The organism is Ktedonobacter sp. SOSP1-52 (assembly GCF_016587395.1).
In genome coordinates this window covers 554,287-568,014 of the sequence record NZ_BNJH01000006.1, presented here as the reverse complement: position 1 = coordinate 568,014, position 13,728 = coordinate 554,287, and the positions used below count along the sequence as shown (strand labels likewise).

10 protein-coding genes are annotated in these 13,728 nt (G+C 55.0%); 6 read left to right on the top strand and 4 right to left on the bottom strand.

Annotation, left to right across the window (positions count from 1 at the left end; genetic code table 11):
• Positions 1 to 97: 97 nt before the first annotated feature.
• Positions 98 to 1,207 (bottom strand): hypothetical protein, encoded by a 1,110-nt coding sequence (locus tag JMJ16_RS47615; RefSeq protein WP_236602042.1) that lies wholly within the window; start codon positions 1,205 to 1,207, stop codon positions 98 to 100.
• A gap of 197 nt (positions 1,208 to 1,404) precedes the next feature.
• Here JMJ16_RS47615 and JMJ16_RS47610 point away from each other — a divergent pair, with 197 nt between their 5' ends.
• Positions 1,405 to 2,322 carry an ADP-ribosylglycohydrolase family protein gene (locus JMJ16_RS47610; protein ID WP_201393076.1) on the top strand — a complete coding sequence of 306 codons (918 nt, stop codon included), beginning with the start codon at positions 1,405 to 1,407 and terminating at the stop codon, positions 2,320 to 2,322.
• Positions 2,323 to 2,398: 76 nt separating this feature from the next.
• Here the strand turns inward: JMJ16_RS47610 and JMJ16_RS47605 are convergent, their stop codons facing one another.
• Positions 2,399 to 3,451 (bottom strand): FTR1 family protein, encoded by a 1,053-nt coding sequence (locus JMJ16_RS47605; protein ID WP_201393075.1) that lies wholly within the window; start codon positions 3,449 to 3,451, stop codon positions 2,399 to 2,401.
• A 324-nt stretch (positions 3,452 to 3,775) separates the two neighbouring features.
• Positions 3,776 to 5,764, bottom strand: coding sequence for a protein kinase (locus JMJ16_RS47600; protein ID WP_201393073.1), 1,989 nt, complete (start codon positions 5,762 to 5,764; stop codon positions 3,776 to 3,778).
• A 247-nt stretch (positions 5,765 to 6,011) separates the two neighbouring features.
• Between JMJ16_RS47600 and JMJ16_RS47595 the strand changes: the two genes are divergently transcribed.
• Both JMJ16_RS47595 and JMJ16_RS47590 read left to right on the top strand, forming a co-directional pair.
• On the top strand, positions 6,012 to 7,232 hold the full coding sequence (locus JMJ16_RS47595) for a cytochrome P450 (protein WP_201393071.1): 1,221 nt from the start codon (positions 6,012 to 6,014) through the stop codon (positions 7,230 to 7,232).
• A 267-nt stretch (positions 7,233 to 7,499) separates the two neighbouring features.
• Entirely contained in the window at positions 7,500 to 9,065 is a 1,566-nt protein-coding gene (locus tag JMJ16_RS47590) for a family 20 glycosylhydrolase (RefSeq protein ID WP_201393069.1), read from the top strand.
• 49 nt (positions 9,066 to 9,114) lie between these two features.
• Here the strand turns inward: JMJ16_RS47590 and JMJ16_RS47585 are convergent, their stop codons facing one another.
• Complete coding sequence (locus tag JMJ16_RS47585; protein ID WP_201393067.1) at positions 9,115 to 10,614, bottom strand: alpha-N-arabinofuranosidase; 1,500 nt, start codon at positions 10,612 to 10,614, stop codon at positions 9,115 to 9,117.
• Between the two features lie 238 nt (positions 10,615 to 10,852).
• Here JMJ16_RS47585 and JMJ16_RS47580 point away from each other — a divergent pair, with 238 nt between their 5' ends.
• The 3 genes from JMJ16_RS47580 to JMJ16_RS47575 all read left to right on the top strand — a co-directional run bounded on the left by JMJ16_RS47580 (position 10,853) and on the right by JMJ16_RS47575 (position 13,693).
• The gene (locus JMJ16_RS47580; RefSeq protein WP_201393065.1) at positions 10,853 to 11,362 is read left to right on the top strand and encodes a GtrA family protein; all 510 of its coding nucleotides are present in this window, start codon (positions 10,853 to 10,855) and stop codon (positions 11,360 to 11,362) included.
• Between the two features lie 166 nt (positions 11,363 to 11,528).
• Entirely contained in the window at positions 11,529 to 12,017 is a 489-nt protein-coding gene (locus tag JMJ16_RS55300) for a hypothetical protein (protein ID WP_236602041.1), read from the top strand.
• Positions 11,909 to 13,693 (top strand): glycosyltransferase family 39 protein, encoded by a 1,785-nt coding sequence (locus tag JMJ16_RS47575; RefSeq protein ID WP_236602084.1) that lies wholly within the window; start codon positions 11,909 to 11,911, stop codon positions 13,691 to 13,693. The genes JMJ16_RS55300 and JMJ16_RS47575 overlap by 109 nt, the downstream gene beginning before the upstream one ends.
• Positions 13,694 to 13,728 lie beyond the last annotated feature (35 nt).

Here is a 13,728-nt window from a genome sequence, read left to right as displayed (position 1 = left end):
GAGAAATATCTTGAAAATAAAAAAAAAGCTCTCAAGAATTTGTCAAGTCTTGCACTACATAACGGCATTCTGCGACTTAAATCGCGAGAGGTCGCCGCTAGTTTCCGTAAGTGATAACCAGGGGCGCAGGCTTCATTGCAAGCACATCCGCAGGAGTCATCAGCCCGGTTGCGGCCTCGATGTGATAAAAGAGCTTGAAGCCACCGTAAAGAAAGTTATGATACTGCTTCATATCCTGTCCCACCCACTCGGCATACTGCTTCTTCTTATCCTCATGATCTCCCTGGTAGCCTCCAACACTATCCACATGCAGGATGACATCCACACGCTTATCAGCAAGCAATTTATGCTTATCCGCCAGTTCCGCCTGGGTCGCATCAAAGGGGTTAGTCAGGCTATCTCCATCTCCACGATACTGGTGAAAAATAAGCATCTTACGCGGAACATGATATTTCATAGGGATGGTCGCGAGAGCCTCGATGATTGGATTAAGGTCGCTGGCCCGCACATTGCTCAAGTTCACGCCCGGCACACCATCATGACGCGGAAACATCCATTCTGGATCGACCGCCAAGTGCACAAAGGAGTAGCGCTGCAAATACGGTAGAAAGCTCGTCAGTTCCTTCATAACAGGTGCCCGGCCGAAATTGAGGTCGAGGAAGAGCAGGAGATGGTGCCGCTGGCAGAAATCTACATAACTCTGTATCGTCCGGGCATCCACGTGATGGCTGTAGTAACCATCGGGACCAGGAAAAGAATCTGGCACGCTCACCACCAGGTCTACACCGGACTGGACAGGATGCGCCGGGTCTAGCCGTTCATAGGCGGCTCCCTGCCCGCGTAGCTTCTCATACATGGACTCACTTGGCTCAAAGGCGGGGCCAGTCACCTCAGACCCGGGAACAGCATAGTAGGCCACGACACGATGCCTGGGCAATACAGCTCCCAAAGCCGGATCAAAAGGTGGAGATGCCTTCTTCGTCTCCTGGGGAACAGAAGGGAGACGCAGATGAGATAGAGCAGTAGCCCATATGGGGTAAAATATCACCATCCCAACCACCGCCAGCAGACTACATACCAGAACAACGGCGCTCCCTGGCCCACTAATAAAGCGTGACCACCGCTGTTGTATCTTCATTTGGGGTTTTAAAAGAGGCACCTTCGCCTCAAATCCTTGATCTTTGGAGTATTCAGATGTTTTACGCACAGCATAATCCCTTCCACAATCTCTCTAGAAAAGAGTATGCCAGAGCCACCTAGAGGAAAGTGCCAATACACCTATACAAATATGGGCTGCGAGGTGAGGAGCATACCATATCACCGCTTCAATGAGCGCCGCAGGTGTATGCATGCTATACTAATGACGCAGTAGATACAAATACTATAGAAGAAGGACACTTTTATATGGCACTTTCGCGGCATGAGCGCCTGGCACTCGCCCACCTGGCCCTGGATGGTCTCTCACTTGGAGACGCCTTTGGCGACACATTCTTTGGCCGTCCCGCCAATCCAGACGCTATCCAGACTCGTATTGATGCGCGAAGGCTAGCAAACGCTCCCTGGCCATATACCGATGATACCCAGATGGCGCTCTCGCTTGTCGCAGTCTTGCGTGATAAGGGATATGTTGACCAGGACGAACTCGCCGCGAGCTTCGCGGCCCACTACGAGCCAGGGCGCAAATATGGCGCGAGTATGCACGGCTTGCTACGCGGCATTCAGCAGGGACGCCCATGGCGGGAGGGTGCCACAAGTCAGTTCGAGGGTCAGGGGTCATACGGCAATGGGGCCGCCATGCGCGTGGCTCCCCTCGGTGCCTTCTTCGCAGATCAACTAGATACAGTCGTAGAGCAGGCTACACTCTCGGCGGAGGTGACTCACGCTCACCCTGAAGCCATTGCGGGGGCCATCGCCATCGCGGCGGCAACCGCGCTCGCCTGGCAGCTTCGCCAGGACGGTCTGCTTCCTTCACGTACCGAGTTCATTGATCTCATCCTACCTTTTCTACCTGAGAGCCAGGTACGCAACAAGGCCCGGCGCGCACGCGATATCTCAGAAACAACCTCTGTTGAGGCCGTGGCCGCCATGCTGGGCAGCGGCTATGCTATCTCAGCCCCCGATACGGTCCCCTTTGTCCTCTGGTGTGCAGGTGAAGGACTGGGCAACTACACAGAGGCGCTCTGGTTAACGATACGTGGCATGGGCGACATGGATACCACCTGCGCCATGGTTGGTGGCATCGTCGCACTCTCCTGCCCCGAGCCAGCCCTCCCTACAACCTGGCTGGCGGCCCGAGAGCCTCTCCCTACCTGGGTGAAATAAAAAAAGAGTCCATACCAGCATAGACCCTACACGCTCCTATTCCCTTGTAGGATCAATGCTGGCATGGACTTAGAACTTATGAATGGCTGGAGACTGGCTCCTGCGCTGAGGCCACGAGCTTAGCCACTTCCGCCTCGCGGCGAGCCGCCTCGGCCTGTTTGACTGGGCGCCAGACTTGCAGGTAGCGCGCCAGGAAGTATGAACCAATCACAAACACACCCGCCAGGACCTGGGCAATGATCCCTTCGACATTGGGGAAGAGCGCGAACCAGAGTCCCATCCAGGCTGGAATGGGCAGGTTAACAGGTGTGGTCCCAACCCAGTGGGCCAACTGCATCTCTTGAATGCTCTCGCCAACCATCACCACCAGGACGATGCTCAACAAGGCACCTGTCAGGATCAACATCTTCTTATATGGAAGACGATGGTGCGCGATAAAGGTCAGAACACCCACTATGGCCGTCAGGAACAGACCAATCGCCACGCCTTGCAACACGATATTTGAACCAACTTGTAGGCGCAGGTTTTGCAGAAAGAGCACAACTTCAAAGCCCTCACGGTAGACGGAGGAGAACCCTAGCATAGCCATACCAAAGAGGATACGTGAGCTACTTCCACCCTCCTCTTTCTCTTGCTGCATCAGGTCCTTGCGCTTACGATTATGCATGGAGATCCAACCGGTCCAATAAATCTTGTGGAAAAACCAGTTCATGATGACCAGGAGGACTATAATCGCCAGCAAACCAGTCGCGGCCTGAATATCTAGCGCAGGCGCGTTAATGACGCTAAGAACAGCGATGGCCACAAACCAGGTTACAATCGTCACCAGGAAGCCGCCGACAGACCCCAGAGCCACTGGCCGCCGGTACACCTTCTTGGGTCCCACCATGCTCGCCGTGATCGCAGCCAGGACCAGGATCATCTCCAGCCCCTCGCGAAAGACCAGTAGCCCGGTATTGACAATCGCCGCCCCCTGGCTGATATGGGCCGTCGTTGGATCGGGATTTCCCGAGGCCGTAATTCCCTGCCAGACAAGCAGCGCGACAACAAGCAGACCAGCAATAACCAGCACAATACGTATACCCAGACGCAGGGGATTTGTCATCTTGAAGTTGGTCCTGGTAAACATGTCAACCCTTCCTGATGGTTATAATATAAATATGGTATTCTCCCGCGGGAGAGAAAAATAGAGTTACTTCTTATCCGAAAACCTGAGCGCGAAGCGCTAGTCACGAGAGTGACGTTGGGTTTCGGCATAAGATCTTAGCAACAATAGGATTTATATCCGACTCACCCACTAAGATATTAGGGCAGCCTAAGACATTTGTCAAGGTCTATAGCACGCTTGCTTAGAAACAGGTAGTGGGCGTGGTACATGCTGGCGGTCTGAGGCCACCAGCATGTACCACGCCCACTACCTGAAATAACTTGCACACGGGGTAAGAATTGGTGCTTATGGGAGAGGGGTCCAGTCGTGCCAGCTTCCATCATAGGCGGCCTGCTGCAAGATATTACTGGTTGAGCGTGCAAATAAATCAATACGGTTCGTCCCCCAAGAGGCGGCTGTAGGCGCGGAGCCAAGCGCGCCCGCGATAAAGCTCCAGTCATGCCAGGTCCCATCAAACCAGTTATGGCGTACGGAGCTATCGGCGGCGTTGATAAAGACATCAAGCCGTCCCGGCGCCCAGGAGGCCACAGTCGGGCCGGTAGTAAAGGTATCCTGGCTGATGGGCGTCCAGTCGCGCCAGGTATTCTCAAAATGCCTCTGCCAGAGGTGATTATCCGTACCGCGTACAAAGAGATCAATCTGCCCCGTGTGCCAGGAAGAGATCGCCGGGGCAGCCGACGCGACTCCACCCATCGCCGTCCAGGCATTCCAGACGCCAGTAAAGCGCCGGTAGAAGACAGCACCGCCAACACTACTAACACAGACATCGATGACACCCTGTAGAGGTGAGGCAACCGCTGGATCGGCGGTCAGGATACCATCCAGCGTCTCCCAGGCATGCCAGGTGCCGTCATACCACATATGCTGAAAAGAATTATCTGCGCCACGCACGAAAATATCCAGCCGTCCCGGCCCCCACGAGGTCGCGACCGGGTCATAGGCCAGCGAGCCACCCAGCGACTCCCAGGCCGCCCAGTGGCCATTATCAAAGGCTCGATGCCACAGAGCATTATCGCTGCCACGTGCAAAGACATCCAACCGCCCGGTTCCCCATGAGGTTACCGCGGGCCTGGTTGGCACACCATTGATGACCGCGACCTGGGCTGTGGCGGTCGCGTTGGGCGTCGCTGTAGCTTGAGTTTTTGGCGTTGGCTTCTTCTTTGTATGCACAGCCGGAGTGGAGTTAGCCGTTTGTGACTGGGAGCGAAACACCGTCGATAGGCCAGCCAGCGCCAGGCCGCCCAGCGTTAATCCCGCCAGTCCTCCGACCACGGCGCGACGCGAGATCTGTCTCTGAGGAGGATTGGAGGGAGGAAGGGGCGTCGTCGAGGGTGGGGGCAAGGTCCCGCTATAAAAGGGACCCGCGACCGTGGCGGATGAATGATACTCCGGTGAGGACTGAGCAACCTTGCTTGGCAGGCTCATATGCAAGGGTTTCAAGTTACTCGTGCGGGTGGGTAGCATCGCACAAGCCTCCTCGAAGGCGGAGGCAAAATCTTGAATGGAGGGGAAGCGCGTTTGTGGATCTTTGGCCAGGGCGCGTTCGATGACATGCTCAAGGGTGATGGGCAGGGCGGGCATCCTGGCTCGTAAGGAGGGGAGGGACGAACGGATGTGTTGGATAGCGACCTCGGTCGGTGAGCCAACAAAGGGAGGCACACCACACAACCATTCATAGACCACGACCGCCAAAGCGTACTGATCGCTGGCAGGAGAGTACTGACCATGAAACTGTTCGGGGGCCATGTAAAACGAGGTTCCGATGACGCCTCGACCTGCCTGCGTATGCTGCCGATTCTGCTCGCCCACGGCGATACCAAAGTCGCTCAGCATGACGGTGTGATCATCCATGAGCAGCATATTCTCGGGCTTGACGTCGCGATGCACAATATCGCTATCGTGGGCATATTGGAGAGCCTGCGACATCTGGCGCACATACTGCGAAAGCGCTGAAATGGGTACAACGCTACCCGCCGGGTGCAGTTCACGCAACGAGCCATAGGGGGCATACGACATGACCAGGAAGGGCGTCTCCTGCTCTATCCCAAACTCTAATACCCGCACGATATTGGGATGTGCCAGGTGGGCGATGAGCCGCGCCTCCGTAAGAAAGGTCTCCAGCACCTCTGGCGTCAACTGCAATTGCAATACCTTGATCGCGGCCTGCGTCTTCAGGTATATATGCTCCCCCAGATACACATTGGCGAAGCCTCCCTGACCGATGCGTTTCACCAGCCGATAGTTGCCGAGCTTTTGTTCAGTTTGCTCCATCATCGCGGGAAAATTCCTCCAATGCATCACTGCTCTAGATTTGTATATCTACAACATAGTAATATAACAAACATACGAGCATGTAGCTTAGAAAAGAGGCGTAAAGTACTATTACTTTTCATGCTTCTAGTGCCCAGGCTCAACCATCAGAAGCAACTATCAACTCAAGCGAGACCCAGTTCTCACAGTAGACGTGTCTCTTCTATGGATGCGAGCTAAATCTATGGCAAATAAAATAAAGGAAGAAAACATGCAACAATATCCAGACCTGGATCTAACTTCACCAGCATTCAAAGCCAATCCATACCCTACCTTCGCAGACCTGCGTCACCAGGACCCCCTTCACCAGATTACACTGCAAAGTGGGCGCGCCGCCTGGCTAGTAACACGCTACCAGGATGCGGATACCATCTTGCGAGACGAGCGCTTCGTGAAAAACGTGGGCAACGCCTTCACTCCCGAAGAGATAGAGCAGTTCCCGCGTGCGCTACCACAACAGGCCTCAAGCTTCCTTAGCCTCCACATGCTCAATATGGATCCGCCCAACCATACCCGTCTACGCTCGCTTATCAACCTCTCTTTCACCCCTCGCCTGGTGGAGCAGTGGCGCGAACGTATTCAGGAGATCACAGACGAACTGCTAGACGCGGTTGAGTCCAAAGGCAAGATGGACCTGATTGACCAGTTCGCCTTTCCGCTTCCCATGATCGTCATCTCTGAAATGCTGGGCGTTCCCTCAGCCGACCGCGCAAAGTTTCGTTCCTGGTCCAACCTCATTGTAGAGGCCTCAGGCAATCCTGAGGCCTTTCGCCAGGCGGCGGGCGAGCTTATGGCCTTCTACCAGTATCTCCTTAAGCTACTCGAAAGCAAACGCCAGTCTCCCGCTAATGACCTGCTGAGTAAGCTTATTCAAGCAGAGGAGCAAGGCGATAAACTCTCGCAGGAAGAGTTGGTGGCCATGGTCTTTCTGCTCATTATTGCTGGACATGAAACAACCGTTAATCTGATCAGCAATGGCATTCTGGCCCTTCTGGCACATCCTGATCAGATGCAGTTACTCCAGGAAAAGCCTGAGCTGATTAGAACAGCGGTCGAGGAATTTCTGCGCTATCGTGGTCCCTTGCTGCTCGCAACCCAGCGCTGGGTTCGTGAAGATCTCGAATTTGGTGGTAAACACATGAAACGCGGCGATCACATCCTTGTCGCGCTCTCTGCTAATAATCGCGATGAAGAAGAGTTTGCCAGTCCTGACAAGCTCGATATTACGCGCAAGGAGAATCGGCACCTTGCCTTTGGCAAGGGCATTCACTACTGCCTGGGTGCTCCCCTGGCACGCCTCGAAGGTCAAATTGCTATTGGCACGCTGGTGCGCCGCCTCCCTCACCTGCGCCTGAGCGTCGCGCCCGAAGAACTTACCTGGCGTCCAGGCTCACTCATCATGGGCCTGAACACTCTCCCCGTCACCTTCTAGAGCATTATATTCTTGCTCATGTGAAGAAGCATCCTGGCTGCCCGTGGCAGCCAGGATGCTTCTTCACATGAGCAAGAAGACGGCATTAGCAATAAACTCTCATTCATCCTTCATAGAAAATCTTTTTCTTGACAAGCAAGCATAAAAACGCTACTCTTGTGAGAACCCATCCATACAATAAAGCGCAGCTCCCTCTTTTGCTATCTTGACTTGATGTCAGGTAGACAAAAAGAGCATTCGTTAGGAATCTGAAACAGGAAGTGTCATATGGATCGCCTGACTGGTACAACGTCGCTACTACCATTAACACTCAATGATGAGCAGGTTGCTGGACGTCCTCTGACTATCCCGGCCCTCAAAGCATGGACTGCGGACACAACCCCCTATCACTTCAGCGCGCAAACGCGCATTATTCTTGATGGTCGTATGACTTCGCAGCTCTATGCTACCGCCAGTGTATTTGTAGATGACCTCCTGGCCCTCACCGAGTTACGTCCGGCGATTACCATTGGCGGGACTTTGCAGCCCGGCGATATCTTCCTGACCCTTGAGACAGGTGATACCACTTCCCAACCAGAGGGCTATGTACTTGAAATCACGCCTATCCTGACGATACGTGCTCAGACGGCGACTGGCATCTTCTATGGCACCCGCACAGTACTTCAACTCCTCAAGCACAACCTTGTCATCCCCGGTGGGACAGCTAGCGATTGGCCTGCATACCCCGAACGCAGCCTCATGGTTGATATGGGACGCAAGCACTTCTCCGTCGAGTGGCTAGAGCAGCATATTCGTGAACTGGCCTACCTGAAATATAACTATTTCCACTTCCACCTCTCCGATAACTATGGCTTTCGCCTGGAAAGCGAGCGCCATCCCGAAATTGTCTCTCCACAACACTATACAAAAGCTGAGATACGCTCCCTCATTGAGCTTGCGCACAAGTACCACATCACGGTAGTGCCCGAAATCGATATGCCAGGTCATATGGACACCATTCTCGCCGCTCATCCTGAGTTACAGCTTACCGGCCTGGGCGGCAAGAGACGCGGTGGCGATATTGACCTGGCTAAAGAAGAGTCCTATCAACTCATGCGTGATATTCTGGAAGAGTATATTCCGCTCTTTCCCAGCCCCTTCTGGCACATCGGGGCAGACGAGTATATCATGCAGGACGATTACGAGCGCTATCCCCAGTTACTCGCCTTCGCGCGTGAGCACTATGGCCCTGACGCCGTGATCAAAGACACCTACCTGGGCTTTGTCAACTGGGCAAATGAGATCGTGAAAGCCCATGGTAAGATCACCCGCGCCTGGAATGATGGACTACATGGCGGCTCCGCAGTCAAGCTGGCCGACGATATTATCTATGAGCACTGGTATCGCTCGGGGCTAGACCCTCAGGCAATCGTCGATCGCAACCTCTATATTATGAATAGCAACGCCGATTATCTGTATTATGTCCTGGGCAATGATAACTGGCGCGCCAGGCCCGATGGCATCTATGAGTCCTTTGAACTCCATGTCTTTCACGGTCCTCTCGCCATTGAGGCTTTCCATCCGCGCAATCTGGGCGCAAAACTGCACGTCTGGTGTGATAACCCGGTGCTGGAGACGGAAGAGGAGGTGGCTCGAGGCATCGCGGCCCCCCTACGCTCGCTAGCCCAGAAAAGCTGGGGGTCACTTCCACTCGCGACTAGCTATGCCGACTTTGCCGGGATCATAGCACGCATCGGCCATGCTCCCGGCGTTACCAGTCCACAGCCTGTCAGCGAGCAGACAAGTGTCCTCCACCAGGCTGAAAGCGCCCTCGCCGAAACCGAGCTTGTTTAGAAGCAGGCGCTACTGACGTACGCGTAGGCGCGTACGTCAGTACGCATCACTACCTCTTACTGACCCGGGCGCGCACAACTGCGAAGCCAGGGGCTGGCACGGTCACGATCAGCTCGCCTACCTCGTTGACATGCGCCTCTGCGCTACGCGGCGTTACCCGCTTCGGCTCCTCCCAGGTATTAGCAGCTTTGGCATCGCCACCACCCAAAACTTCGACGCTCAGTACCTCGCCAAAGCGCTGATCGCCCAAGCTCAGCACCACCCGCATCTCCTGCCGCTGCTCACGGTTGACCAGGAAGGCCGCGACCGTCCCTGAGGCTTCGTCGTAGCTCATGGCGGCATCCAGAGCTGCTACATCACCACGCTCGCCTGCTTTGTAGGTAGGACTCTCAAGCGCCGGAACGAGAGAGAGGCCACGCGCATGTTGGGCGAAAGAGACGATGGGATAGTAAATCGACTGAACGAGCAAGCCATCACGTTTTGTCAGGAGCGGTGCGATAACATTCACAATCTGCGCCAGGCAAGCCACCTTGACGACGTCGGCGTGACGCACAAAGCTGCTAAGATACTGCGCGCAGACCAGGGCGTCTTCCAGGTTATATACCTCTTCGAGCAAATGAGGCGCACTCTCTCCCTTGCCATCCATCTCCATGTTCTTATACCAGACGTTCCACTCATCAAAGGAGAGATGCACACGTTTCTCGCTGCGTTTGACGCCACGTACGTAATTCAGGAGCGCGGCATAATCATCAACGACGCGATCAATCTCTACGCCCTCGGCCAGGAACCAGGCTGAGTCACCTCGCCTGTTCTCGCTATAGCGATGGGCAGAAATATAGTCGATGTTCTCCCAACAATGCTCCAGCACGGTGCGATCCCAGTGCAAGTAGGTTGACATACCGCGACCAGAAGAGCCACACGCCACAGTCTCGATACTTGCGTCAAGACCCTTCATAATAATCGCCGCCGCCTTCGCCCGCTGGGCATACACCTCGGCGGGAACATGTCCTGCCTGCCAATCGCCATCCATTTCATTGCCCAGGCACCACAGGCGCACATCGTAGGGCTGCTCATGCCCATTCTGAATGCGACGATCTGCCCAATATGTTCCTCCTGGCAGATTGCAATACTCCAGCAGGGCGGATGCCTCTTTGGGCGTCCCCGTCCCCAGATTCACTGCCATCATGGGTGCGATCCCAGTCTCTTGACACCATGCCATAAACTCATCTGTGCCAAACTGATTCGTCTCGCGACTCTTCCAGGCATAATCGACTCTGACCGGGCGCTGCTCACGTGGACCAATTCCATCCGTCCAGTCGTAGCAGCTTACAAAATTCCCCCCGGGATAACGCACAAGGGGCATACGCATCGCCCGTAAGGCCTCAAGCACATCTCTCCTGAAACCCTGTTCATCGCTCAAAGGACTCTCTGGATCATATACACCCTCATATACTGCGCGTCCCAGATGCTCTAAGAAGCCACTGAAGATGCGCTGGTCAATCACCCCAACATGGTGATGAGTGTCAAAATAAGCCTTCGCTTGTAGCATTACTGCTTCCTCTCTTAACTCATTACGGATAGGTTGCCTTCCATGCAACGTTGCAATGCAGTGTATGAGCAAATCTAGAGGCATGTCAAGGATGAGAATCTCTTCATATTTCTCCAATCTTTCTCCCATCCTCGCTTGTTATGCTACCGCAAGAACTCATCTTGATATTGATAGTCCTATTGATCGTACTCGTAGGTCGTTCATCATGGATGACTGATCCTTTGGAGAGTAAACAATCGTGCCAGAAACATCAACCCTCTCCCCCAGGGAGACTTCCGACACGTACACTTTTTCTTCGGTAACGCGCCCTGAACCTGAACATGATATGCGAGCACATAGAGGTTGGGTACAGCTTCTCCGCTTTAGCGCGGTCGGTGGGCTTAATACTGTATTGGACCTGTTCGTCTTAAATGCCCTGCTCTTGCTGGGCCCAACTGGTAGCTCCTGGCTGATTGCCCTCTATACCGCCATTGCCTACTGTGTGGGGGCAACGAATAGCTTTCTGCTCAATAAAAACTGGACTTTTACCCATCGCCAGCCTACAACCTGGCGCGAGCTAAAGCGGTTTGGCCTGGCTACGCTCCTGGGCCTTAGCTGGAATAGCCTCTTCACCTGGCTCGCCAGCATGGTCACGCATCCCTTTGTGACCAATACGCTCGTCTGGACAGACCTCTCGAAGGGCCTCGCCATCGCAAGCGGAACCATTCTCTCCTTCCTGGCCATGCGCCTCTGGGTCTTTATTCACTAAACGCTGGTCATTTATGGGAAAATTCTCATGATATTCCAATAAATGACCAATAAATGAGGCGTACACTGATACAGTAGAGCATTAACTCGTACTGCTGCCGCGAGCGGCAAACTTTTCATTAAAAACAAAGCACTCCATCCATAAAAGATAAGTGAAGGGAACACCTATGGCTGATACAACAGAAATTGTAGCTCGACCACCAGCGGAGGACGATGCGGCACATAAAATACAGCCGCAATCCTTGACCTGGAGCCGCATTGCTCTAGGTATCATTATGCTCATCTCGATCTTTATGAACTTCTTCCAGTTAGGAGCAAATGGCTTCGGCAACCTCTACTATGCAGCCGGAGTCAAGAGCATGGGCGATAGTCTACATAACTTTTTCTTTGTCTCCTTCGATCCAGGCGGCTTCGTCATGATTGATAAACCCCCGCTTGGTTTCTGGTTGCAGGTCATCAGCACCAAGCTCTTTGGCTTTACGAGCTTTGCCCTGCTCTTCCCCAGGCCCTGGCGGGTGTCCTCTCGGTGGCTATCCTTTACTGGCTGGTGCGCCGCCACTTCGGCGTGGTCGCTGGCCTGCTCGCGGCCCTGGCCCTGGCTATCAGCCCCATCAGTGTCGTCACTAACCGCAATAATACGATTGATAGCACGCTGACGCTGGTGATGCTGCTTGGTGCCTGGGCGGTGCTTCGCGCGGCCGAGACCGGGCGCCTGCGCTGGCTCCTTCTGAGCGCTTTGGCCGTTGGCCTGGGCTTTAATATCAAGATGCTGGAGAGCTACCTGGTCGTGCCGGCCTTCGGCCTGCTCTACCTGCTTGCGGCACCTCACAGCATCGGCAAGCGTATCCTGCATCTGTTGCTCGCGGGCGTGGTAATGGCGGTTCTTACGCTCTCCTGGCTCGTGGCTGTCGATCTAACGCCTGCCTCTCAGCGTCCCTATGTCGGCTCCAGCCAGACCAATTCCGAAATCGAACTGGCCTTTGGCTATAACGGTGCCAGTCGCCTGCTGGGCCGCTTTGGCGGAGCTGGTGGTTTCGGTGGTAATGGGAACCGCACAAGGACGGGCACAGATGGCCAGGGCACAGGAAACCAAAATGGCTCCCAAAATGGCTTCCCAGGCAACGGCCAGGGTGGCTTCCCAGGTGGAACCAATGGTTCAGGCACGCCTGATCTTCCTCCAAACGTGGGACGGGACGGGCAATTTGGTGGCAATGGCGGTGGTATGTTTGGTACGGGTAACCCTGGTCCCCTCCGCCTCTTTGAATCGGCCCTGGGTAGCCAGATTGCCTGGCTTTTACCCGCCGCGATTCTGGGCACTCTCGCCCTCGCCTTCCAGCGTCGTCTGCGCTTCCAGGGTGATCGCCAGCAACAGGCACTAGTCCTGTGGGGCATGTGGTTGCTCACCGAGGGCATCTTCTTCAGTGTCGCAGGCTTCTTCCACCAGTACTATATGACAACGATGGCCCCGGCCATCTGTGCCCTCTTCGGCATTGGCCTGGTCGTTATGTGGAAAGATTTTCGCACCTCTGGCTGGCGTGGCTGGCTCCTGCCCCTGGCCCTGGCCCTTACGGCAGTCGAGCAGATCTATATCCTCCAGAGCTACCCATCCTGGAGCCAGTTCTTGACACCGCTGATTGCAGTCCTCTCTATCTTCACGCTGGGCGTCCTGCTGGCCTATCGCCTCGCGTCCAGAATTCGCGTTCAGGCTCCCAACGTCCGTGTCCTCTCGCTGGCGTTGGCACTTGGGGTCCTGGTTCTGCTGATCACTCCAACCATCTGGGCGGCGATACCCGTTATTCAGAATACCGCCTCTCAGCTTCCGGTGGCTGGACCCTCCCAGGGCAATGACTTCGCGCGCAATGCTGGCGGCCCAGCCGGCGGCGATGGCGCCAGTACAAGCGATCAGGCCTTGATCAGCTACCTGGTGGCCCATCAGGGAAACGCCAAATACCTGGTCGCGACACCCAGCTCCAATACCGCCGATAGCATTATTCTCTCGACCAACAAGGCCGTAATGGCAATGGGCGGCTTCAGTGGTAGCGATCCCATTCTTACTACCAGCCAGTTGTCCTCGCTGGTAAAAAATGGCACGGTTCGCTTCTTCCTGCTTGACTCAGGTGGTGGCGGCTCCCTACCCAAGCAGATCCTCGAAGATCTCCCATCGCAGTTGCGAGAGCGCCTGGAGAGTGGCGGCTTTGGTGGCTTCGGTGGCGCTCGCTCCGGCGGTGCAACAACCTGGGTCACCCAGCACTGCACCCTGGTACCCAGCAGCGCCTGGTCAACCAACTCTAGCGCCCGCAGCCAGCTCTACGACTGCGCAACAACCCACTAATCACATTACCTTGTGGAGGCTCACCACCTCCACAG